Origin of the sequence: Parvibaculum sp. (assembly GCF_039973015.1) — a bacterium.
Classification (GTDB): Bacteria; Pseudomonadota; Alphaproteobacteria; order Parvibaculales; family Parvibaculaceae; genus Parvibaculum.
Genome location: NZ_JBDWLT010000002.1, coordinates 198,401 through 219,796, shown reverse-complemented (window position 1 = coordinate 219,796; position 21,396 = coordinate 198,401). Strand labels below are relative to the sequence as shown.

Genomic DNA, 21,396 nt, shown 5'->3' with positions numbered 1-21,396 from the left:
ATCCACGCCGTTGGCATCGGCGCCCGGCTTTCCAGGTCATGGGCGAGCAAAGCCTTATGGCATAATGAGTGCAATTATATCAAGACGGCAGATGTTTCTTGCGGGGCGCGGCCCGCCTGCTAACAATCCGGCCATCGACATCGGTTTTCCGGAGATTACCAATGAAACTCGACGAAGCGCTGAAGGCGCGTAAATCCGTGCGCGCTTTCAAACCCGATCCCGTGCCCCTCGCCCTCGTGACGGAGATTCTCGAACTCGCGCGGCTTTCGCCATCCGGCACGAATATCCAGCCCTGGAAGGTCCATGTGGTCGCAGGCGACGTGCGCCGCCGCCTTGAAGAAGAAGTGCTGGCGCATCGCGAAACGGACCCTGAAGACAAGGGCGCGGAGTTTCCCCGGACCTCGAAGCGCAAGGAGCCCTACACGACGCGCATGCGCACACTCGGCAAGGCGATGTATGGATTGCTCGGCATTCCGAAGGGGGACCAGGCGGCGAACTGGAAACAATGGGGCCGGAACTACCAGTTCTTCGACGCGCCTGTCGGCATCATCTTCACGATCGACAAGGATCTCGACGCGATGAGTTTCCTCGATATCGGCATCTTCATGCAGTCGATCATGCTGGCGGCAAAGGCGCGCGGCCTCGACACCTGCTCGCAAGGAGCATGGAACAACTTCTGGTCGGTGACGCGGCGTGTGCTGAATGTCCCCGAAGATGAATATATCATCTGCGGCATGTCGCTCGGCTATGCGGACGAAACACAAGCCGTGAACACGCTTGTCGCCGAGCGCGAACCGCTCGACAGCTTCGCGACATTTCACGGATTCGAATGAAAGAGGAAATCAGAAGCGCGGATGACCGAGCGAATGAACCGGTGCGGCACGCGCGCCCGTCATCGCGACCTGACCGGCCGGAAGAGAGCGATTGAAATAGAAGCCGTTCTGGATCACGACGACGCTCTGGCGATTGCCCACACCGCCATTGAAGCCCGCAAGGCCGAGGGAGCCGGCAACCTCCGCACTTTCCCTCTCGCAATCGCAGCGCTCGTCCGCGAAGGGGTCGATCCAGACGACGCTGCCCTGCCGATAGGCGGGAGCAGCTTCCCGCGGACCACCCGCTAGCTCGGGATAGGCGTCGTGAGGCGCCCAGGGGTCAATCCAGCGCGCACCATCGGCCACCGCCGGGCCCGAAAGGCCCGCCGCAAACAACCCGGCCAGAACGAACATGCGCATAGACATCGAAACCTCGCTCACTGTCTCAAATCGAAACATAGAGGCTGGATAGCCCTAATTCAACGCCGCCAAACCGCGGAAATCCGGGAGTTTGCCAAAGGGGCCCCCCCGGCTATTCTCCCCGCACTCGAAAACGACAAAAAATCAGGGAGCATGACATGGCGGAATATAATCGCCCGCTGCCCGCGCCGACGCCCGAAACCCGGCATTTCTGGGACGGCTGCCGCGAGGGTGGACTGAGACTTCAGCGCTGCACAAGCTGCAAGGAAAGCTATTTTCCGCCGCGCCCCTTTTGCCCCGCCTGTGGCTCGCGCGACGTGGAAATCTACAAGGCGAGTGGCAAGGCAACTCTCTATTCCTACGTGATCAACCACCGCCCGCGCCCCGACTTCGGCGACAAGCCGCATTCGATTGCCGTCGTGACGCTGGCCGAAGGCCCGCGCATGATGACGAACATCGTCGGCTGCCCGCAGACACCGGAAGCACTTGAACTCGACATGGCCCTCGAAGTGACCTTCGAGAAGGCGAATGACGAGATCAGCCTTCCGAAGTTCAAGCCGTCGAAAGGGTAACCGCGATGAAACAGAAAACAGTAGCCGTCGTCGGCGCCGCCGAAACGACGGAGATGGGCAAGATTCCGAACATGTCGCAGATCATGCTGCATGCGGACGCCGCCCTGAACGCGATGAAGGATGCGGGGCTTACCGCGAAGGATATCGACGGCGTGGCGACGGCGGGCGACAGCCCGGTCGAGGTCGCGCATTATCTCGGCATCACACCCACATGGGTGGACGGGACGAGCGTGGGCGGCTGTTCCTTCATGCTGCATGTCCGCCACGCGGCGGCCGCGATCAATGAAGGGCTCTGCAACACGGTGCTCATCACCCACGCGGAATCGGGACGTTCGCGCGTCGGCGCGCGGCGCTTCTCCCGCGACCCGGCAAGCCAGATGGGCCAGTTCGAGGTACCTTACGGCGTGACCAATCCGCCGACCATGTTCACGATCCCCGTCCTTCGCTACATGAAGGATGTCGGCATGAACGAGGAAGACCTCGCGCAGGTTGCGGTTGTCCAGCGCGAATGGGCGGCAAAGAACCCGCGCGCTTCATTCCGCGATCCGATCACAGTCGACGATGTTCTCAATTCGAAGATGATCGCCTGGCCTTTCCGGCTCTTGATGTGCTGCCTTGTCACCGATGGCGGCGGCGCACTCATTCTCACCAGCGCCGAGCGCGCAAAGGACTTCCCGCAGAAGCCTGCCTATATCCTCGGTACGGGCGAAAGCTGCGAGACGCCCATGATCAGCCAGATGGAAGACTTCACCACCTCCAAGGCCTTCCGCGTCTCCGGCAAGAAGGCCTTTGATGAGGCGGGCATCAAACATTCGGATGTCGATCATCTGATGATCTATGACGCTTTCGCACATCTGCCGCTTTACGGGCTCGAGGATCTGGGCTTCTGCGAGCGCGGCGAAGCAGCCGCCTTCATCCGCGAGGGCCATACGCGGCCAGGCGGAAAACTCCCGCTCAACACCAATGGTGGCGGCCTCTCTTATATGCATTCCGGCATGTACGGCATGTATGCATTGCAGGAAAGTGTACGTCAGATGCGGGGCATCGCGCCTGCGCAAGTGCCGGGAGCGAAAATCTCTATCGCGCATGGCGTCGGGGGCATGTTCGCCGCGTCCGGCACCATCGTCTTCTCGAACGAAGCGCCCTGAGCAAAGGAGAGGCCGATATGGAACTCGCAAAACCGCACATCGATGTCGGCCTCTTCACCAGCCATCTCGAACCCATGCTCGACTTCTGGCAGAACGAAATTGGCCTGCCGCTCGACCATGTGCTGCCGCTCGGCGGCGGATTGCAACAGCACCGCCACGACCTGATGGGCTCCGTGCTGAAGATCAACCATACGAAAAACGACCTGCCCGCCGCGCCCCCTTCCGGCTACCGCGAATTGCTGATCGCGCGCGAAGGGTTGCTGGGCGCCAAACGCCTGACCGACCCGGACGGCAACAAGGTGACTCTGGTACCACCGGGCGCTTTCGGCATCGAAAGGATCGGCATCCGGCTCGGCGTACGGGATGTGAATACGCATCGGCGCTTCTATGCCGTCTCCCTCGGCCTGCCGGACGTGCCGGAACTGGGCGGCGACAGCTTTCTCTGCGGGGACAGCGTCATTCTCGTCGAAAAAGCCGATGACGCTCGGCCCGATCCCGTCATGGAAGGAGCAGGCCTGCGTTACATCACGATCCAGATTCGCAATGTCGACGAAGAGCACGCCGCAATCCTCGCCCGTGGCGGCACACAAGGGCATGCGCCGCGCACTCTCGGCAAGGTGGCGCGCATCTCCTTCATCCGCGACCCGGACGGCAACTGGATCGAAATGTCCCAGCGGGCCTCCCTTGTCGGTGCACTGGACTGACAGAGCCCTCTTCCTTCGCTAGACTTCCGCCATTGAGAAATGGAGGCCCCGAAAAAGGGGCCCGCAGGGAGGAAACATGCTCAAGATTTATCATGCACCGAACACGCGTTCGCTTCGTCTCATCTGGCTTTGCGAAGAGCTCGGCATTTCTTACGAGCTGCAGACACTGAAGTTTGCCGCCGAGGATTTGCAGTCAGAGAAATATCTGGCGATCCACCCGCTCGGCAAAGTGCCATCCATCGACGAAGACGGGCTGATTCTGAATGAGTCGGGCGCTATCATCCAGTATCTGATGGCGAAGCACGGCAAGGGACGCCTGGAACCGAAACCCGGTACAGCCGAACACGGAAAATATCTCCAGTGGTTCCACTTTGCGGAAGCGACCTTCATGGTGCCGCTCGGCAACATCGCGCAGCACTCCTTCATTCGCCCGGAAGACCAGCGCATCCCGCAGGTCGCCGCGGAAGCCGTCGAGAGCGCAAAGAAGATTCTCGGTATTCTCGACAAGGAGCTGGCGGGGAAGGACTTCATCTGTGGCACGGAGTTCACGGCCGCCGACATCATGCTCGGCTATGATCTTGTGCTGTGCAAAATGTTCGGCCTGCTGACGGACGACTACCCGAATGTGGGCAGCTATTTCGGCCAGCTCGCCAGCCGCGAGGCATTCAAGAAGGCGACCGCATAAACATCGCAAGAGGGAGGCCTCGCATGAGCTACAAGACCATCGATGTGAAGCCGATCTCCGGCGCTCTCGGAGCGGAGATCGAGGGCGTCGATCTGTCGAAGGAGCTATCCAACGAAATCTTCGACGATATTCATCAGGCCTTCCTCGACCATGTTGTGATTTTCTTTCGCGATCAGCACATCACGCATGAGCAGCACAAGGCCTTCGGCCGGCGCTTCGGGACGCTCAATATTCACCCTTACGTGAAGGGTATGGAGGGGCATCCCGAAATCATGCAGATCGTGAAGGAACCGGAAGACCGCATCAATTTTGGCGGTGGCTGGCATTCCGACATGTCATTCCTGGAAGAGCCCGCGCTCGGCTCCATCCTTTACGCCAAAGAAGTGCCACCCTATGGCGGCGACACGCTCTGGGCAAATCAGTATCTCGCCTATGAGACGCTGTCCGATGGCATGAAAAAGATGCTGGAGGGCCTGAAAGCTCTGCACACTGCAAAGGGCGAATATAGCGAGCGCGGTGCCTCGGCACAGAAACGCTCCTCGATGCAGGTCGCAACCGCAAACGACGATACGCCCGTTTTCGAGCATCCCGTCGTGCGCACCCATCCCGAGACAGGGCGCAAGGCTCTCTATGTGAACCCGGCTTTCACCGAAAAATTCGTCGGCATGACGCGGCGCGAAAGCCGCCCTCTCCTCAACTTTCTCTTTGAACACTGCACGCAGGAACCATTCACCTGCCGCTTCCGCTGGTCGAAGAATGCCATCGCCTTCTGGGATAACCGGGCCGCGCAGCACTTTGCCCTGAACGACTATCACGGACATCGCCGCCACATGGAACGTGTAACGGTGGATGGCGACCGGCCTCACTGACCTCTCGCGCAGATGTGATCGGACCCGGCAAGCTGTCTCCGCTAAGCTCCCCGAACAAGAAAGCGGAGCGAGCGATGGAATCCATCTACTACGTCCTCACCTATGCCTGCCACCGCAAGTGCAAGCATTGCTACGATACGCGCTTTCGCCCTTATGTCAGGGACGAGTTGAAGGCCGTCATCGGCGAGGGCATCGATAATCATCGGCGTATCATCGCGAACCTGCCCGACAGCATGAGCTATCTCGATCCCGCGCATCCGAAAACGGATGGCAGCCCCTCGAAACGCACAGGCCGCATCATCATGGCGGGCGGTGAACTGCTGATCGACCCTGTACGCGAGACGCTTCTCTATCCGGCGATGGACGCAGTTCAGGAGAAGTATGGGCACGGCGGTGCCCGCATCAGCCTGCAGACGACCGGCGACGTGGTGACACCGGAAATTCTGCACGAGCTGCGCGAACGCGGCGTCTGGATGATCGCGGTGGCGAGCCTCGACGACTATCACGTCGGCATGGAGGGCGAGAAGCGCATCGCCTTCGTGGAAAAACTCACATCCATGTTCAAGGCAGCGGGCTTCGAGGAAGCTCCTGATCCGGCGAGCGGCCGGGACCACCTGACCGAGGACGGCCCCTTCTATGTTTTTTTTGGCGCGCAGCCCGGAAAATGGATTGCCGAACTCTGGCCGCGCGGCCGCGCCTGGGAGAACGGCCTTTCCACCGCAACGATGGAGACGAATTTCTGCTCGCGCTGGTCGGGTGCCAGAAATTTTCTGAACCACGGCTTCGCTGGATCGGAAGTCGCCATTGAGCCGAACGGCGACGTCTTTCCCTGCTGCCTGAAAACGAAGCTGCCGCTTGGCAATCTTACCGAAGAATCTCTGGTCGGCATTCTTGAAAGCCTGAAGGGTCACCCGGTCTTCGAAGCTCTGAACGCAGGCGATCCGCTGCATATGGGCGAGAGCATGGGATGGGGCGAAGAGGCTTTCAGCGCCGCATCGCACACCACAACGCCCAAAGGCGAGCCTTACGCGAACCTTTGCATCGGCTGCGACCGTTTCCACGAAGAAATGCTGGGGCCGGTGATACGCGCGGTGCGGGAGAGACGGCTTTCCCTCGCCGATGTTGGTTAACACTCTGCAAAACCCGGATTTCCCCTTGGAACGAGGAAATCGGGCAGGCATCATCCCCTCCTGAATCGGAACGGAGGGGGAAACGTGACCGGACTTGCCAGAAAATCATTCGTACTTCCCGGTGCCCTGGCGCTGCTCGCGCTGATGCACCTGCCGGTAGCGGCGGACATATCGCTGCCACCGGAAAGCGACGCGGCAGCGCGCGGCCTTGCCATTGTCGAGGAAATGGACCGGCGCGACAGCGGCTGGGGCGATGCCAAGGCCGATATGAGAATGATCCTCACCAATGCTGCCGGCGACACGAGCGAGCGCGAACTGCATCTCATGATGCTGGAAGTGACCGAAGCGAATGAAGGCGACTGGAGCCTGATGACGTTCGACAAACCGCGTGACATTCAGGGCACCGCCCTCCTCACCCATGCCCATGTCGGCAAGCCGGACGATCAATGGCTCTATCTGCCCGCGGTCAAACGCGTAAAGCGCATTTCGTCTTCCAACAAGGCCGGGCCTTTTGTCGGCAGTGAATTCGCCTTCGAGGATCTCGCCGCGCAGGAAGTCGGCAAGTACACGTATAGCTGGTTGAAGGACGAACCTTGCGGTGCGCTGACTTGCCATGTCGTCGAGCGCGTACCCGCTTATGAGGGGTCTGGCTATACGAAACAGATCGTCTGGATCGATACCACCGATTATCTCATGCGCAAGACCGACTATTACGATCGCAAGGGCGCGCTCCTGAAGACGCTCGCCTTCGACGGCTACGCCATGTATCTGGGCCGCATCTGGCGTCCGGGCGAACTCGAAATGGTGAACCACGAAAACGGCAAGAAGACCAGGCTCGTCTGGAAGGAATACGAATTCGGCACCGGCCTCACCGAAAATGATTTCTCCACGGCCAGCCTCGAACGGGCACGTTGAGGAGATTTCGCCTGGAATTGCCGCCGGCGCGTTTGCCTGCGGTTAAGGCCGGTGGCGCATACTGGTTGCTTCGGTTGCATTTCGGGGGCGTATCGGGTGGCGTCGGTAACAGCGAAAATGAAGGGTTCGGCCCTCGCGCTTTGCGCGGGGTTCCTGCCGTTATGCGCACAGGCGGGGGATCTGGAGCTGCGCGGATATATTGCGCCGGAACTCCGCCTCTTCACCGAAAGCCCCTCAAGCCGCTCGCAGAAGGACACGACCCTCTCGATTGCGGGCGAGGTCACGGCCGAATATCTCTGGGACGATGACGACCAGTCCTTCGTCTTCACGCCCTTTGCCCGGCTCGACCAGAGAGACAGCGAACGTAGTCACTGGGATATTCGCGAAGCGCGCTATGCGCTTTACGCCGGCGACTGGGAGTTCCGTATCGGTGCCGACAAGGTGTTCTGGGGCGTCACGGAAGCAGTCCATCTGGTCGATACCGTCAACCAGACCGACCTCATCGAGGACCCGGTCAAACAGGAAGTGAAGCTCGGTCAGCCGATGGTCCGCATCCGGACGCTGCAATCCTTCGGCACATTCGACGCATTCTTCCTGCCTTATTTCCGCGAACGTACTTATCCGGGCGAGGAAGGCCGGCCCGCGACGGACATCCCTGTCGACAGGAGCCTCACCCGCTATGAAAGCGGGGCGGAAGAATGGCATCCGGACTTCGCTTTTCGCTACAGCAACGCGTTGGACGTTTTTGATATCGGTCTGGGCTATTTTCAGGGAACAACCCGCGACCCGATCCTGCAGCCCGCCTTCAACGGCGCAGGCAAGCTCGTTCTCGCACCCTTCTACCCACAGATGAAACAGGTTTCCATCGACTTGCAGGCGACCAAGGGCGCCTGGCTCTACAAGCTTGAAGGATATGGGCGGCACGAGCTGAATGACGATTATGCCGCCGTTACCGGCGGCATCGAATACACTTTCTACGGTGCCTTTGGCAGCGAGGGCGATCTCGGCCTTGTCGCCGAATACGCCTATGACACGAGAGGCCAGAACCAGCGCAACGCCTATCAGGACGACGCCTTCCTCGCACTCCGCTGGGCGGCAAACGACATCGCCACGACAAGCATGCTGGGCGGCATCGTTGTCGACACCGAAACCGGCGCAACTGGCCTGCGTTTCCGCGGCGAAAGGCGGCTGGGCGACGACTACCGCCTTTCCGCCGAAGCCTATTTCTTCGGAAATGTACCGCCACAGGATCTTGTCTACAGCATCGCCGACGACGACTACGTGCAGATCAGGATCGCCCGCTTCTTCTGACTTTTCTATTCCGCCGGGACACTCGGGGCTTGGGCTGTCTTGGCCTCGAGCCGCCGCTCGCGCCAGCCCGCGATGATGAGATAGACGGTGGGCACGACGAAGAGTGTCAGCAACGTACCGAAACTAATGCCACCCACAATCACATAACCGATGGAGCGGCGGCTCTCGGCCCCCGCACCCGATGCAAGCGCGAGCGGCAACGCCCCGAGCACCATTGCGCCCGTCGTCATCAGGATCGGGCGCAGACGAAGCCCCGCCGCCTCGACCACAGCGTCGTAGACGGAATGCCCCTTCTCGCGGAGCTGGTTCGAGAACTCCACAATCAGAATGCCGTGCTTGCTGATAAGACCCACCAGCGTAATCAGTCCCACCTGACTGTAGATATTCAGTGTCGTGTCCGTCAGAAAGAGCAGCATCAAGGCGCCTGAAATCGACAGCGGCACACTGACGAGAATGATCAGCGGGTCGATGAAGCTTTCAAACTGAGCCGCCAGAACCAGATAGATGAAGAGCAATGCCAGCGCGAAGGTAACCGCGATGGTACCCGACGACTTCACGAATTCGCGAAGCTGACCGTCCAGATCGGTTTGCGCACTCGTGGGCAGGAGGCGCTGCGCTGTCGTGTCGAGAAACTCGAGGGCCTCACCCATCGAATAACCCGGCATAAGCGACGCTGAAATCGTTGCCGCGCGAAGCTGATTGAAATGGTTGAGCGAATTGGGCGCCACCGTTTCTCTCACTTCGATCAGATTCGAAAGCTGCACCATCTCACCCTTGGCGCCGCGCACATAGATATCGCGAATGTCAGTGGGCGTCTGCCGCTCATCGGCGGCAACCTGAACGATGACATCATATTGCTTGCCGCCCTGCTCATAGCGGGTGACCTGGCGACCGCCGAGCAGCGTTTCGAGGGTGCGGCCCACGGTCGAAACGTCGATACCGGCATCGACAACCTTGTCGCGATTGACCTGGATGTCGAGCTGCGGCTTCTGCAACTTGAGGTTCGAATCCGGATTGACGAAACCGCCGTTCTGCCGGATCTCATCCATCATGGCATTCACGTAACCTTCGAGATCTTCATACGTCCCGGAGGCTTGAATCACATATTCGACGGGCTGCGACCGACCGCTCTGCCCGAGAGAGGGCGGATTGACGCCAAAGGCCATGATGCCGGGAATTTTCCCGAGTTTCGGTTGCAGCGTAGCGATGATTTCCTGCTGCGTTCGGCTGCGCTCGTCCCACGGCACCAGCCGCGCAAAGGAAATGAGGTCTGTGATCTGCGGAAAGCCGGACACGACGAGATAACCCGCAACCTCTGGAACATCGACATAGAGGTTCTGGAGCTGCTTGGCATAACGCTGTGAGAATTCGAGCGTCGCACCTTGCGGCGCCTGACCGACGACAAGAAGCGTGCCCCGGTCTTCGAAAGGCGCCAGTTCCTGCTTGAGCACCATGAAAAGGCCAACGCAGGAAAGCGCCATCACCGCCGCAATGCCCACGATCAGCTTGCGGCGCACAAGCGCCTTCGTAAGCGTGTTCTTGTAACCCTCATCCAGCTCTTCCAAGCGCTCGCGCAGCCAGCGCTGAATGCGGCTTTCCTTCGTTTCATGCCTGAGCAGCTTGGAGCAAAGCATCGGCGTCAGCGTCAAGGCAACAAAGCCTGAAACGACGACCGTCGCGGCCAGCGTGAGCGCAAATTCGAGAAAGAGCTTGCCCGTCCGGCCTTCGGCGAAACCGACCGGCGCATAAACGGCAGCAAGCGTCAGCGTCATTGCGATGACGGCAAAGGTAATTTCCTTCGAGCCTTCGATCGCGGCGCGGAACGGCGGCTTTCCTTCCTCGATATGCCGATAGATGTTCTCAAGCATCACGATGGCGTCGTCCACCACGAGACCGATGGCGAGCACCATCGAGAGAAGCGTCAAGGTGTTGATGCTGAAGCCGAGCATCAGCATGATCGCAAAGCTGGTGATGAGAGAAATCGGAATTGTGACGACCGGAATAAACGATGCCCGGATCGTCCGCAGGAAAACGAAAATGACGAGCACCACGAGAAGCACCGCCTCGAAAATCGTCTCGTAAACCGAGCTGATCGATTCCGCGATGAAGACCGAGGTATCGTAACCGACGAATGACGACATACCCGTGGGAAGCGTCGGTGCAAGATCGCTCAGCGCCTGCCGGATATTGGCCGCGACTTCAAGCGGATTGGCCGTTGCCTGCTTGACGACACCAAGAGAGATCGACGTTTCGCCGTTGTAGGTTGCAGACCGGCGCTCGTCGGCAGCAGCCACTTCCACCCGGGCCACCTGATTGAGGCGTACCTGGAAGCCGTCTGCCTGTTTGACGACGATGTTGCCGAACTCCTCAGGCGTCTGAAGCGCGGTCTTCGCAAGCACCGTAAATTCCCGGTCGATGCTTTCGATGCGGCCGGAAGGGATTTCCGCATTCTGCGCCCGCACCGCATTCTCGACATCCTGCACGGTCAGCCCATAGGCGGCGAGCCGCGAACGGTCGACCCAGATACGCATGGAATATTCGCGGCCACCGAAGATGCTGACCTGCGCAACGCCGGGCTGGTTCTGCAACCGGTCGGTCACGATGCGGTCCAGATAGTCGGTGATCTCGAGCTCCGACATGCGATCGCTCTTGAAAGCGATGTACATGATCGGTTGAGCATCCGCCTCGACCTTCGCGATGATCGGTTCGTCTATCTCGTCCGGCAGCAGTCCGCGTGCGCGGCCTACACGGTCGCGCACATCGCTCGCCGCGACATCCGGGTCAGTTTCAAGCGTAAAGCGGGCCGTCACCTGGCTCTCTTCGGCGCGGCTCGTAGAGGAAAGCACCTCGATGCCTTCGATGCCGGCCATCGAATCTTCGAGGGGCTGGGTCACCTCGCGTTCGATCACCGAAGCACTCGCACCGCGATAGGTCGTTGTCACGGTGACGACAGGTTCGTCGATTTCAGGATACTCGCGCACCGACAGACGCTCGTAGGAAACAAATCCCACCAGCACCAGAATGAGGCTCACGACCGTTGCAAAAACCGGACGGCGGATGAAGAGCTCGGAAATGTTCACGTCGCTTTTCCCTGCCTATTCGGCCGCAGTTGCGTTGTTGTTGGCCTCCGGCGCTCCGGCGTCCGTGTCCTCGCCATTCGCAATCTCGATGGGGGCGCCGTTCTGTACCTTGAGCTGGCCGCTTACGATAACCGTCTCGCCATCTTCGACGCCGGAGAGGATTTCCACTTCGCCCGGTATGCGCGTACCGATCGTGACGGGAGCCATCTGCGCATGACCATCCTTCACCTTGAAGACGGCCCTCTCACCTGTCGGCGTCGTGACGATGGCAGCTTCCGGCAGCATGATCGAACGCCGCCTGTCCGTGACGATCTCGACACGGCCGAAAAGGCCGGGCCGAAGCTTGCCGTCAACGTTCTGGATGACAGCGCGCACACTTAGTGCACGCCCCTCCACACTCACGACAGGATCGACGGCGCTCACAACGCCCTTGTAAATCTGATCGGGCAGCGCATCGAAGGTGACATTCACTTCCTGCCCCTTGCCAACTTCTGTCAGGAAGACTTCGGAAACCTGAAAATCAATCCGCAGATTGTCCACATCGGCGAGCGTTGCTATCGGATCGCCCGCCGTAAGGAACTGCCCGAGGCTCACCTGACGCAGACCAATGATGCCGGTAAACGGCGCCTTGATCGTCGCCTTGTCGAGAGCTGTCTCGGTCGCCGCAACCTCCGCTTCTGCCGACTTGAAATCGTTGAGCGCCTCATCGCGCGCGCGCGCCGTGCCCGAACCCTGCTTCAGCAGTCTTTCGGCACGCTGATAATTGGCGCGGGTCAGCGTCAACCGTGCCTCGGATTGCATCAACCGCGCCTTGAGGTCTCTGTCATCGAGCGTAACGATGGTGTCGCCTTCCTCGATCCGTGTGCCGTCCGTAAAGTCTATGCTGGTGACGATGCCGGTAATCTCCGGCCTGACCGTGATCGCCTGATCGGCCTGAAGCGTACCCAGAGCGGAAACCTTGAGGTCCACTTCCTCTTTGCTGGCCTCGATCACCTCGACAACAGGAACCGGATACCCGCCCTGCTCTCCTTGCCCCATGACCGTTCCATAAAGCCGGTAGACGAAGATCACGACGAAGAGGGCAATCAAAATCGCGCCGACACCGATCAGCGCGGTGCGAGGCGAAAACGTCTTCAGGGATGAGGTATCGAACTTCATGAATATCGCTCTTGAGACTGTCGCCCGTTAGGCATTGTTATTTGACGGCGAAATGGCGCATCGCGAAGCGGGAAGCCATGTCGGCACGGTCAGTCTGGAATAGGCCATTTGTCCCGGCGCTAAAATGGCAATTTGCCAGCATGTCGCAAGGGAAACGGCAAAAACCGCCCGGACCGTAAATCTACTGACAAAATTGGGGGGCAATGGTGGGCGTGACAGGGATTGAACCTGTGACCCCTTCGATGTCAACGAAGTGCTCTCCCGCTGAGCTACACGCCCATTGCCATAGGGAGATTTCGAACGCCTTTGGCATTCGCCGACCGCAATCGACCGGAGGCCGTTCGTATATCTAGGATAAACCGCAAAGACAAGCCGGAAACAAGGGACCAGAGCCCCAAATTCGCTCGCCTCACGCCGCCGCCATCAGCCGGTCCACTTCCGCCACCAGATCACGCAGGTGAAAAGGCTTTGAAAGCACCTTTGCCTCACGAGGGGCGGAAACTTCCGGGTTGAGCGCGACGGCCGCAAAACCGGTGATGAACATGATCTTGAGCGTGGGGTCGAGTTCGGCCGCCACCCGGGCAAGCTCAATGCCGTCCATTTCCGGCATCACGATGTCGGTCAGAAGGATATCGAACACATCTTCTTTCAAGCAGCCATGAGCCTCATCGCCCTTGCCGCAGGGCACGACCTCATGCCCGGCATTTTCCAGCGCTTTGGCCAGAAACCGGCGCATGGATTCATCGTCTTCCGCGAGGAGAATTCGTGCCATTTGCCCAGCCCGCTCGTCTTCAGATTGCCCGCATTTTCAAGGGTCGCCGCAGCCTAGGACCACCCGCGATTCTCAGGAAGGACACTAAGGCGTGAAGAGTAAACAGGGTGTGAAGCAAGTATGGAATGGCGCTTTTCCGGTTCAATTTTCCGGCCTCTGACGGCCCCCCGCAGAGAGACGAGGCTCTTTGCCCTCCGCGCCCTGTCGCTCCCGGCGCATCATGCTATGCTTTCGCAAATGCGCCCCGGCGCCGGTAATGGTGACAAGGCAGGCAGCCCCTCCCGATGGATCTGGTCCCTGAGACAACCCGCGAAACATACCCCGATACGGGCGAAACCGGCAGCACGCCGGACATTGCGGGCTTGGCCGACGACGAAGCCGGGCTCTTCGAACATCCAATCCTCGTCACAAGGCCTGCCACGCAGAATATCCCCTTCGTTTTCAGTTCGCCTCATAGCGGGCGGTGCTATCCCGAAGCCTTCATACAGGGTTCAAACCTCGATCCCGTAACGCTGCGCCGCTCGGAGGATTGCTTCGTCGAGGAACTTTTCGGCGGCGTGGTAACGCTGGGAGCCCCGCTTCTGCAGGCCCGCTTTCCCCGCGCCTATCTGGATGCGAATCGCGAGCCCTATGAACTTGACCCGACAATGTTCGCAGAACCGCTGCCGCCCCATGTGAACACACGTTCGCTGCGCGTCGCAGGCGGTCTGGGCACGATCGCCCGGGTCGTGGCCGATTCGGCGGAGATTTACCGCGAGCCCCTCGCCTATGCCGTTGCCGAACAGCGGATCAGACATCTCTACATGCCTTTCCACGAGGCGCTGCGGGCACTTCTTGAACAAACCCTCAAAAGCTTCGGCTGTGCGGTGCTGATCGACTGCCACTCGATGCCATCGGTTGGCGGGCCCGCCGACGACGACAATGGCTTCGACCGGCCGGATATCGTACTCGGCGATCGCTACGGCACCTCATGCGCGGCCGTGGTGACCGCCGAAGCCGAACGGGCCCTCACCCGCCTCGGCTATAGCGTCACCCGCAACAACCCCTATGCCGGCGGCTTCAACACCGAACATTACGGCAGGCCGGCGCAGGGGCTTCACACCCTCCAGATCGAAATCAACCGGGCCCTCTATATGGACGAATTGAGGCTGGAGCGATCGGAGAATTTTGTGCAGGTGCGTGATGACATGGCGGCCTTCGCCGCCGAGATGGCGAAATGCGACTGGTCGGCGCTTGAGACCGGCATACGCGGCGCGGCCTTCTGAAAACTCCCTATTTTCTGCCGGTTCCAGGCTCCAGACAAAAAAAGGGGCCCTGGCGAACCAGGGCCCAAGTTTAGGGAGGAAACGCCCAGGAAGGGCTGCGGCAGCGGGAGAAAGTCTCAACCGATGCCGCGATGCACAAGGTGACATTGCGCTGCACACAAATCAAGGCCGAAATTCAAAATTTCTTGCGCAGTGCAGCAAAAAATATTTTCGCCCAACTTATTGGCATAGCGCAGTTTTTTTAGACAACGCAGGGCCTCGATTTGCCAAAACCTGAGGCGTAATACCGCAGTGCAGCGGAGGGGTATCCCACCCCGGACATTCCCGGCCACCATCACCTGCTGTTGCGACGCAGCAAACGCTGAAGCGAATCCATCCGAGGACCATCCTTCCATCCTCAAGGGGGCCCAAAGGTTTTTTAATGTCTTGCCGTCACCATGAATCCCGATATCGACCGCGAGAAGGGCTTGAAGAACTTCATGAGGACGCATCGCATCAGCCACGGCAATCACCGGAGCGATCACCGGGCACCGTCGGCACGACACATCATTCTGGGCGTACTGGCCTATGGCCTCTTCGCCCTCGCGAGCCGCGCATATGCCGCACCCGCGCCAGATGCCGCCATCATCGATGAAACGAACCCTGCCATGCTCTGTGAGGATGCGGCGATCCATCACGAAGGGCAGCACGGTCTCCCCCGCGCGCTTCTCGCCGCCGTCTCGATGGCCGAGTCCGGCCGCTATGACGCAAAGACACGCAAGGCGCGCGCCTGGCCCTGGACAATCAACGCCGAAGGCCGCCCCTACTATTTCAAGAGCAAAGCTGACGCCGTCGCCAAGACGCGAGCGCTGCTCGCCAGCGGCATGCGTTCGATCGACATCGGCTGCATGCAGGTGAATCTGCGCTACCACCCCGACGCCTTTGCGAGCCTCGAAGATGGCTTCGATCCAATGACGAATGTCGCCTATGGTGCCGATTTCCTGATGCGCCTGCACAAGCGGTCGGGCTCATGGCCGGAAGCCGTCGCAAATTATCATTCGCAGAGCGAGGCGCGTGGCGACCGCTATTTCGCACGCGTCATCCGTATCTGGCAGAATGAACGCGAGCGCGTAGTGAACCGCGCCATCGCCGCGCTTACGCCCAAGATCGATGTCACGGACATCCTGAAACCCGCCATCGGGCATGCAGTCAGCATCGTACCTGCATCAGAAACGGTGACATCAACGGTGGCATCCATCGCCTATCGCCCGGCACCCAAGGTGCTCGCCCCTCTGCCGGGGCAGAATGTCCGCGAGACGGCGAGCGCGGCTGTGGGCTTGCGGCTTTCGATTGCCGAAGGGGATACCGAAACCGCAGTCGCTGCGGCGAACGAGCGGCCTGCGCCGCGCGTACTCGAACCGCTACCCGTCTCAGATGGGCCGACACGTGTCGCGGAAGCGTCATTGCCCGGCGCGTAAGATCGGACGTAACATCGGGCGTCCCATAGAGCGCCTCATCAGATATGACCGGGGCATGAAGGCGGGGGAAGAAGATGTTCGGCACGACATTGAAAAATATCGCCGACGCGCTTAACAGCTCCGCGCTCTGGCAGATCGTCGACATACTCTCCGCTCTCTTCATCATGGGTATCGGCTGCCTCCTGCTTGCCGTCATCGCGCTTTATGTCATCGACAGCACGCAGACGAAGCATGCCGTGCGCCGCAATTATCCCGTGATCGGCCGCTTCCGCTACATCTTCGAAGCGCTGGGCGAATATTTCCGGCAGTACTTCTTCGCGATGGATCGAGAGGAACTGCCCTTCAACCGCGCACAACGCGCCTGGGTCTATCGCGCCGCAAAAGGCGTCGACACCACGGTCGCCTTCGGATCGACGCGTGACCTGCGACCCGCCGGCACAGTCACTTTCGCAAACTGCCCCTTCCCGCCGCTCGATCAGGACGCGGCGGACACGGCGGTCGTCGAAATCGGACCTCACGCACGTACACCCTATCGCACAGCCTCAATCTACAATATTTCCGGCATGAGCTATGGCGCAATTTCAAAACCCGCCGTACTCGCCTTGTCGAATGGCGCGCGCATGGCGGGCGTCTGGATGAATACCGGCGAAGGCGGGCTCTCACCTTTCCATCTCGAAGGCGGCGCGGACATCGTCTTCCAGATCGGCACCGCGAAATATGGCTGCCGCGATGATGCCGGTGCGATGTCCGACGAGAAGTTGCGCGAGATCGCAGCGCTCCCCCAGGTAAAGATGTTCGAGATCAAGCTCAGCCAGGGCGCAAAGCCCGGCAAGGGAGGCATTCTGCCCGGCGCGAAAGTGACGGCAGAGATCGCGCATATTCGCGGCATTCCCGAAGGCGCGGATTCGATCAGCCCGAACCGCCACGCGGAAATTGAAAACGTCCCGGACCTGCTCGACTTCATTTCCCATGTGCGCGAGGTGACGGGAAAGCCCGTGGGCTTCAAAATGGTGCTCGGCGTCTATGACTGGTTGGACGATTTTTGCAAGGAAATCAACGCGCGTGGCATCGAAAACGCGCCGGACTTCATCACATTGGACAGCGCCGATGGCGGAACGGGCGCAGCACCGATGCCGCTCATCGACTATGTGGGGCTTCCGATCTGGGAAAGCCTGCCCATGCTTTGCGATGCGCTGGAACGTCACAAGCTGAAATCGCGCATCCGCATCAATGCCAGCGGCAAACTCATTACACCTGCGGAAGTCGCCTGGGCCCTTTGTGTCGGCGCCGATTTTGTTTCTTCCGCGCGGGGCTACATGTTCGCACTCGGTTGCATTCAAGCACTTCAGTGTAACAAGAATACCTGCCCCACAGGCGTCACCACGCATAACAAGAGGCTGCAACGCGGCCTCGACGTGACCGACAAGGCAGAACGCGTAAAGCGCTATGCCGAGCGCGTGACATATGAGGTCTGCATGATCGCGCATTCCTGCGGTGTCGCCGAACCCCGCAAACTCAAACGCGACCACGCACGCATCATGGGCTCGGACGGCATCTCCGTTTCGCTCACCGACTATTACGCGCGCTGGCGCGCCATGTCGGAACTGCCCTCGCGCAACGGCATCGGCCGCCCGCGCTTCGACGCGAACGCAGACGCGGCCTAGCCCGGAATAACCATTCTGAGAAACTGCGTCCCGCGCTCGATGACCTGCGGCAGAAAACCGCGATCATCGCCATCGACCTCAACCGCAAGGCCTTCAGGTCCGAGCACATTGATGTGACGCGCGGGAAGCACCTCGACGCCTGGAAGGCGCGGAACGATGCCAAGGCCGAGCCCCGCAAGATAGATCGCGAAGGCGAAACGCGACGGCTTGTGAAAGAGAAAGAGCGTCAGCCCCGGCTGAGTGATGCTTGCATCGGGCGCCAGCACGTAAGGGCCAGCATAGTGACGGCCATTCGTGACAAGGGCCCAGGCGGCGCGCTTTTCACGTCCATCGACGACAAAGCGAATGTCATGTGCGGGCCCGCGCGCCCAGGTCTTCAGACCCGACCAGATGAAAGCACCCTTTCCCCAAAGGCGCTTCAGATTCGGATCGATGCCATGCACGATTTCGCCATCGAAGCCGATGCCGACCATCATGAGAAATATCTCGCCCTGCACGAGGCCTGTGCCAACAAGCTCCGCCGGCCCACCGAGAAGCATGGACGCGATTTCATCCGCCTTCGGAGGAAGACCTATCTCGACGGCGAGGACGTTTGCCGTGCCGAGCGGCACGATGCCGAGCGGCACACCCTGCCCCAGAAGCCCGCGCGCCACCTCGTTGATCGTGCCGTCACCGCCCGCAGCGACGATCACATCCGCCTTGCCCGAGCGGGCAGCGGCGCGCGCGAGATCCGTCGCATGTCCGGCGGCCTCCGTGAGCTCGATCGTGACATCCGCGCCGGCGGCATGAAGCCGTCCAACGACATCGTCGAGAAGACGGCGATTACGCCTGCCCGCAGTGGGATTGAGAATGATGTGGATGAAGCGGCGGAGAGCCAAAGCGGGGATATCCGGGGGTTGTTGTCACACGAATGTCATCGAAACGTCACATGTGAAGAAATGCACACGATGTCCGATTAGCCTGAAAAACTAATCCCCGGTCAACCGCGTTCCTCGATCCGATCAAGAATCATGCAGGCAGCTGCGGAGAGGATGAGGGCGATCGCCATGGTAACGACAGTGTGAGAAAAATAATGTTGTCCCCGTGCCATCTGGTAGAGACCGAGCACCCACCCGCCTGCAAGCCCCGGCGCGAGATATGCCCAGGAGAGACGCGACCCCGCAGGCGCGAGAACGCGGATGCCGAGAAGGCCGAACCCGGCGGCGGCATGACCGGCGGGCCAGCATCGAAGATGCTCATTGGACGGAACAAGCGCGAAGAGACGATCCCAGATCGCGGCATGCGCATAAGGCCCCGCAAAGAGCGTTTCCTGAACCGGACAGGAGACCCCCGTCGAGTTCTTGAGCAAGCCGACGAAAAGAGGCGTCAGGCCCAGAACGAGAAGAGCGAGCAGGAAGCGTGTATCGACAGCCCGCCAGCGCTTCATGAAGCCGCGCCACACGAGCCAGAGAAGCGCGGAGACGCCGGCAACGACGAGAAAGATTTTCGGACCGCGATAGAGCAGCCAGAAAAGGACGCCCCTGTCGTCGGGCGGGAAGAACCATGAGCCCGCCGCTGCATCGAAGAACGGCGTTTCCAACCTGAAGTCGAGAACGTGAATGGACGGCCAGAACGTGAAGAGGGCGAGGGCGGCAAGCGACAGCACGACCTCCGGCGAACGCAGCGCCTTACGGCGCAGGAACGGCAGGGACGCATCGCTCACGGGTGAGCCGTCTGGTCTGGGGCGGGCAAGCCCGCCACGTGAGCGACCGGCGCGCCCGGACGACAGGGCGCGAGAAAATCAAGATCAGTTCGGTAGACCTCCGTGCGGACGCCGAACATGCCGAGAACCGAATGAAAGAGCGTGTCGTGGCTGTATTCCCTGCCCGCATCGCCGCGTACGCAAGCCATGTCGAGCGCGGAAGCCTTGCGGTAACCGGGCGAGGCCCAGAACACCATCGGAACATGCTTCTGCGTCTCCGGCGCGAACATATAGGGCATGCCGTGGAGATACATACCGCCCTCGCCGAGGGATTCGCCGTGATCCGAAACATAGAGCAACGCGGTATTGAAGCGATCCGACGCCTGCGCAAGAACGTCTATCGTATCGCCAAGGAAGTGATCGGTGTATCGGATCGAATTGTCGTAGGTGTTCACGATCTCGTCTTGCGTGCAGGATTGAAGCTGGTTCGTCTCGCAAGTCGGCGCAAAGACACGGTAGTCTTGCGTATAGCGCTTGAAATAGGACGGACCGTGGCTGCCGATCTGGTGCATCACGACCACGAGATCGCGGCCATTGTCACGGGCAATCGCCTCACGAAGCTGCCGGACGAGGAGATCGTCCAGGCATTCGCCGCCGTCGCAATATTGCGTATCGTTGAGTTCCCATGTCGTCTCTTGCGGCACGCGCGCGCAAACACCCTTGCAGCTTGAATTGTTTTCAAGCCAGAGCACATCGACATCGGCACGGACCAGAATATCGAGAAGATTCTCGCGGGAGCCTGCCTTGGCGGCGGAATAGTCCGAGCGGGCGAGGTCGGAAAACATGCAAGGCACGGATTCGGCCGTGGAGGTGCCGCAGGAGCGAACCTCGCCGAAGCTCACCACATCGCGCTTCGCGAGTTCGGGATTGGTCTCGCGCGCATAGCCATTGAGGGAGAAGTGATCCGCACGCGCCGTCTCACCGACGACAAAGACAAGGACCGTCTTCTTGCCGCCAGCGCTTGCCGGAAGAACACCACGATCCACATGGTCGGCCACGCGCGTGAATTGCGCCGTCAGCCCCTCGGGCACAGCCGTCGCATAACGCAGGGAAGCATAGACGGCGGCGGACGGGTTTATCATGAAGCGGACCTCGCGATGCCCGCGCACGAGAACTGCATAATCCTGAAAGAACAAGGCGGCGATGAGCCCGACCAGCGCGACGCTGCCGAGAATCGTGGCACCTCGATAGATCGCCTCGCGGCGAAGCCCCGCAAGCCGGACCGGCACGAGAGAGATGGCAAGCGCAGGAAACACACCGAACAGTGCCATGTGAAGCAGGAAACCGGTGCTCAGCAGGTCGCCGATCTCACGCGAATCCGTCTCGACTACATTCGCGATCATGCTGCGGTCCATCATCGCGCCATAGCTGGAGGCGAACCAGGAGACCCCCGCCGCCGCGAGAATGAGAAGGACGAGAACCGGCTTCAGCACACGCGGAAAGGCAAAGGGCTGAAGCACCAGATTGAACGCGGCCGCAAGGAAGAGACCGACCGAAGCGATGAAGGCGAGATCGTGCAGCGAGCGGCCGGGCCACCAGCCAAGAACCGCCGACCAGAGCTGGCCATTATAGAAAAGGACGAAAAGAGCGGAGACGGCCAGCGCCAGAACCAGCGGATGAACCGGAGGCAGCCGCAAAGCGGCGAGCCGTTGCAGGAGGGCCTTGGACAGGCTTGAAAGAGGCATTCGAGGTT

20 protein-coding genes and 1 tRNA gene are annotated in these 21,396 nt (G+C 60.3%); 12 read left to right on the top strand and 9 right to left on the bottom strand.

Annotated features, from left to right (window positions below; translation table 11 throughout):
- Nucleotides 1-161 precede the first annotated feature (161 nt).
- Complete coding sequence (locus ABJO61_RS01290; RefSeq protein ID WP_348324706.1) at nt 162-833, top strand: nitroreductase; 672 nt, start codon at nt 162-164, stop codon at nt 831-833.
- Between the two features lie 9 nt (nt 834-842).
- Here the strand turns inward: ABJO61_RS01290 and ABJO61_RS01285 are convergent, their stop codons facing one another.
- On the bottom strand, nt 843-1,238 hold the full coding sequence (locus tag ABJO61_RS01285) for a hypothetical protein (RefSeq protein WP_348324704.1): 396 nt from the start codon (nt 1,236-1,238) through the stop codon (nt 843-845).
- Nucleotides 1,239-1,390: 152 nt separating this feature from the next.
- Here ABJO61_RS01285 and ABJO61_RS01280 point away from each other — a divergent pair, with 152 nt between their 5' ends.
- The 8 genes from ABJO61_RS01280 to ABJO61_RS01245 all read left to right on the top strand — a co-directional run bounded on the left by ABJO61_RS01280 (nt 1,391) and on the right by ABJO61_RS01245 (nt 8,566).
- Nucleotides 1,391-1,804, top strand: a complete 414-nt coding sequence (locus ABJO61_RS01280) for an OB-fold domain-containing protein (RefSeq protein ID WP_348324702.1) — start codon at nt 1,391-1,393, stop codon at nt 1,802-1,804.
- Nucleotides 1,805-1,809: 5 nt separating this feature from the next.
- A complete protein-coding gene (locus ABJO61_RS01275; RefSeq protein WP_348324700.1) occupies nt 1,810-2,952 on the top strand; it encodes a thiolase in 1,143 nt (380 codons plus the stop codon).
- Nucleotides 2,953-2,969: 17 nt separating this feature from the next.
- Nucleotides 2,970-3,656, top strand: a complete 687-nt coding sequence (locus ABJO61_RS01270; RefSeq protein WP_348324698.1) for a VOC family protein — start codon at nt 2,970-2,972, stop codon at nt 3,654-3,656.
- Nucleotides 3,657-3,732: 76 nt separating this feature from the next.
- A complete protein-coding gene (locus ABJO61_RS01265) occupies nt 3,733-4,341 on the top strand; it encodes a glutathione S-transferase family protein (RefSeq protein WP_348324696.1) in 609 nt (202 codons plus the stop codon).
- A 23-nt stretch (nt 4,342-4,364) separates the two neighbouring features.
- Nucleotides 4,365-5,210 carry a TauD/TfdA family dioxygenase gene (locus ABJO61_RS01260; RefSeq protein WP_348324694.1) on the top strand — a complete coding sequence of 282 codons (846 nt, stop codon included), beginning with the start codon at nt 4,365-4,367 and terminating at the stop codon, nt 5,208-5,210.
- Nucleotides 5,211-5,284: 74 nt separating this feature from the next.
- Nucleotides 5,285-6,340 carry a radical SAM/SPASM domain-containing protein gene (locus ABJO61_RS01255; protein WP_348324692.1) on the top strand — a complete coding sequence of 352 codons (1,056 nt, stop codon included), beginning with the start codon at nt 5,285-5,287 and terminating at the stop codon, nt 6,338-6,340.
- Between the two features lie 84 nt (nt 6,341-6,424).
- The gene (locus tag ABJO61_RS01250; RefSeq protein ID WP_348324690.1) at nt 6,425-7,255 is read left to right on the top strand and encodes an outer membrane lipoprotein-sorting protein; all 831 of its coding nucleotides are present in this window, start codon (nt 6,425-6,427) and stop codon (nt 7,253-7,255) included.
- Between the two features lie 117 nt (nt 7,256-7,372).
- Nucleotides 7,373-8,566 (top strand): hypothetical protein, encoded by a 1,194-nt coding sequence (locus ABJO61_RS01245; RefSeq protein WP_348324688.1) that lies wholly within the window; start codon nt 7,373-7,375, stop codon nt 8,564-8,566.
- Between the two features lie 5 nt (nt 8,567-8,571).
- Here ABJO61_RS01245 and ABJO61_RS01240 read toward each other — a convergent pair whose 3' ends face one another.
- The 4 genes from ABJO61_RS01240 to ABJO61_RS01225 form a co-directional block, all read right to left on the bottom strand.
- Complete coding sequence (locus ABJO61_RS01240; protein WP_348330626.1) at nt 8,572-11,646, bottom strand: efflux RND transporter permease subunit; 3,075 nt, start codon at nt 11,644-11,646, stop codon at nt 8,572-8,574.
- A gap of 15 nt (nt 11,647-11,661) precedes the next feature.
- Nucleotides 11,662-12,804 carry an efflux RND transporter periplasmic adaptor subunit gene (locus tag ABJO61_RS01235; protein WP_348323681.1) on the bottom strand — a complete coding sequence of 381 codons (1,143 nt, stop codon included), beginning with the start codon at nt 12,802-12,804 and terminating at the stop codon, nt 11,662-11,664.
- Between the two features lie 204 nt (nt 12,805-13,008).
- Nucleotides 13,009-13,083 (bottom strand) — tRNA-Val (locus ABJO61_RS01230).
- A 130-nt stretch (nt 13,084-13,213) separates the two neighbouring features.
- On the bottom strand, nt 13,214-13,576 hold the full coding sequence (locus ABJO61_RS01225; RefSeq protein ID WP_348323679.1) for a response regulator: 363 nt from the start codon (nt 13,574-13,576) through the stop codon (nt 13,214-13,216).
- A gap of 284 nt (nt 13,577-13,860) precedes the next feature.
- Here ABJO61_RS01225 and ABJO61_RS01220 point away from each other — a divergent pair, with 284 nt between their 5' ends.
- On the top strand, nt 13,861-14,841 hold the full coding sequence (locus ABJO61_RS01220) for an N-formylglutamate amidohydrolase (RefSeq protein ID WP_348323677.1): 981 nt from the start codon (nt 13,861-13,863) through the stop codon (nt 14,839-14,841).
- 116 nt (nt 14,842-14,957) lie between these two features.
- Here the strand turns inward: ABJO61_RS01220 and ABJO61_RS01215 are convergent, their stop codons facing one another.
- A complete protein-coding gene (locus ABJO61_RS01215) occupies nt 14,958-15,344 on the bottom strand; it encodes a hypothetical protein (RefSeq protein WP_348323675.1) in 387 nt (128 codons plus the stop codon).
- Between ABJO61_RS01215 and ABJO61_RS01210 the strand changes: the two genes are divergently transcribed.
- Both ABJO61_RS01210 and ABJO61_RS01205 read left to right on the top strand, forming a co-directional pair.
- Nucleotides 15,321-16,298 (top strand): hypothetical protein, encoded by a 978-nt coding sequence (locus ABJO61_RS01210; protein ID WP_348323673.1) that lies wholly within the window; start codon nt 15,321-15,323, stop codon nt 16,296-16,298. The genes ABJO61_RS01215 and ABJO61_RS01210 overlap by 24 nt on opposite strands.
- 74 nt (nt 16,299-16,372) lie before the next feature.
- Nucleotides 16,373-17,962, top strand: a complete 1,590-nt coding sequence (locus ABJO61_RS01205; protein ID WP_348323672.1) for an FMN-binding glutamate synthase family protein — start codon at nt 16,373-16,375, stop codon at nt 17,960-17,962.
- Here the strand turns inward: ABJO61_RS01205 and ABJO61_RS01200 are convergent.
- The 3 genes from ABJO61_RS01200 to ABJO61_RS01190 form a co-directional block, all read right to left on the bottom strand.
- Nucleotides 17,959-18,840: a diacylglycerol kinase family protein gene (locus ABJO61_RS01200; RefSeq protein ID WP_348323670.1), complete on the bottom strand. Its 882-nt coding sequence runs from the start codon at nt 18,838-18,840 to the stop codon at nt 17,959-17,961. The two genes, ABJO61_RS01205 and ABJO61_RS01200, sit on opposite strands and share 4 nt — an antisense overlap.
- A 101-nt stretch (nt 18,841-18,941) precedes the next feature.
- Nucleotides 18,942-19,664, bottom strand: coding sequence for a phosphatase PAP2 family protein (locus ABJO61_RS01195; protein ID WP_348323668.1), 723 nt, complete (start codon nt 19,662-19,664; stop codon nt 18,942-18,944).
- Nucleotides 19,661-21,388, bottom strand: a complete 1,728-nt coding sequence (locus ABJO61_RS01190) for a phosphoethanolamine--lipid A transferase (RefSeq protein ID WP_348323666.1) — start codon at nt 21,386-21,388, stop codon at nt 19,661-19,663. The genes ABJO61_RS01195 and ABJO61_RS01190 overlap by 4 nt, the downstream gene beginning before the upstream one ends.
- Nucleotides 21,389-21,396: the final 8 nt, after the last annotated feature.

What these genes read in the sequence shown, in the direction of transcription:
- ABJO61_RS01225 (WP_348323679.1), bottom strand. Translation starts at nt 13,576, where the DNA reads ATGGCACGAATTCTCCTCGCGGAAGACGATGAATCCATGCGCCGGTTT.
- ABJO61_RS01270 (WP_348324698.1), top strand. Translation starts at nt 2,970, where the DNA reads ATGGAACTCGCAAAACCGCACATCGATGTCGGCCTCTTCACCAGCCAT.
- ABJO61_RS01235 (WP_348323681.1), bottom strand. Translation starts at nt 12,804, where the DNA reads ATGAAGTTCGATACCTCATCCCTGAAGACGTTTTCGCCTCGCACCGCG.
- ABJO61_RS01255 (WP_348324692.1), top strand. Translation starts at nt 5,285, where the DNA reads ATGGAATCCATCTACTACGTCCTCACCTATGCCTGCCACCGCAAGTGC.
- ABJO61_RS01245 (WP_348324688.1), top strand. Translation starts at nt 7,373, where the DNA reads ATGAAGGGTTCGGCCCTCGCGCTTTGCGCGGGGTTCCTGCCGTTATGC.
- ABJO61_RS01290 (WP_348324706.1), top strand. Translation starts at nt 162, where the DNA reads ATGAAACTCGACGAAGCGCTGAAGGCGCGTAAATCCGTGCGCGCTTTC.
- ABJO61_RS01265 (WP_348324696.1), top strand. Translation starts at nt 3,733, where the DNA reads ATGCTCAAGATTTATCATGCACCGAACACGCGTTCGCTTCGTCTCATC.
- ABJO61_RS01190 (WP_348323666.1), bottom strand. Translation starts at nt 21,388, where the DNA reads ATGCCTCTTTCAAGCCTGTCCAAGGCCCTCCTGCAACGGCTCGCCGCT.
- ABJO61_RS01210 (WP_348323673.1), top strand. Translation starts at nt 15,321, where the DNA reads ATGAGGACGCATCGCATCAGCCACGGCAATCACCGGAGCGATCACCGG.
- ABJO61_RS01280 (WP_348324702.1), top strand. Translation starts at nt 1,391, where the DNA reads ATGGCGGAATATAATCGCCCGCTGCCCGCGCCGACGCCCGAAACCCGG.
- ABJO61_RS01260 (WP_348324694.1), top strand. Translation starts at nt 4,365, where the DNA reads ATGAGCTACAAGACCATCGATGTGAAGCCGATCTCCGGCGCTCTCGGA.
- ABJO61_RS01285 (WP_348324704.1), bottom strand. Translation starts at nt 1,238, where the DNA reads ATGTCTATGCGCATGTTCGTTCTGGCCGGGTTGTTTGCGGCGGGCCTT.
- ABJO61_RS01220 (WP_348323677.1), top strand. Translation starts at nt 13,861, where the DNA reads ATGGATCTGGTCCCTGAGACAACCCGCGAAACATACCCCGATACGGGC.
- ABJO61_RS01275 (WP_348324700.1), top strand. Translation starts at nt 1,810, where the DNA reads ATGAAACAGAAAACAGTAGCCGTCGTCGGCGCCGCCGAAACGACGGAG.
- ABJO61_RS01205 (WP_348323672.1), top strand. Translation starts at nt 16,373, where the DNA reads ATGTTCGGCACGACATTGAAAAATATCGCCGACGCGCTTAACAGCTCC.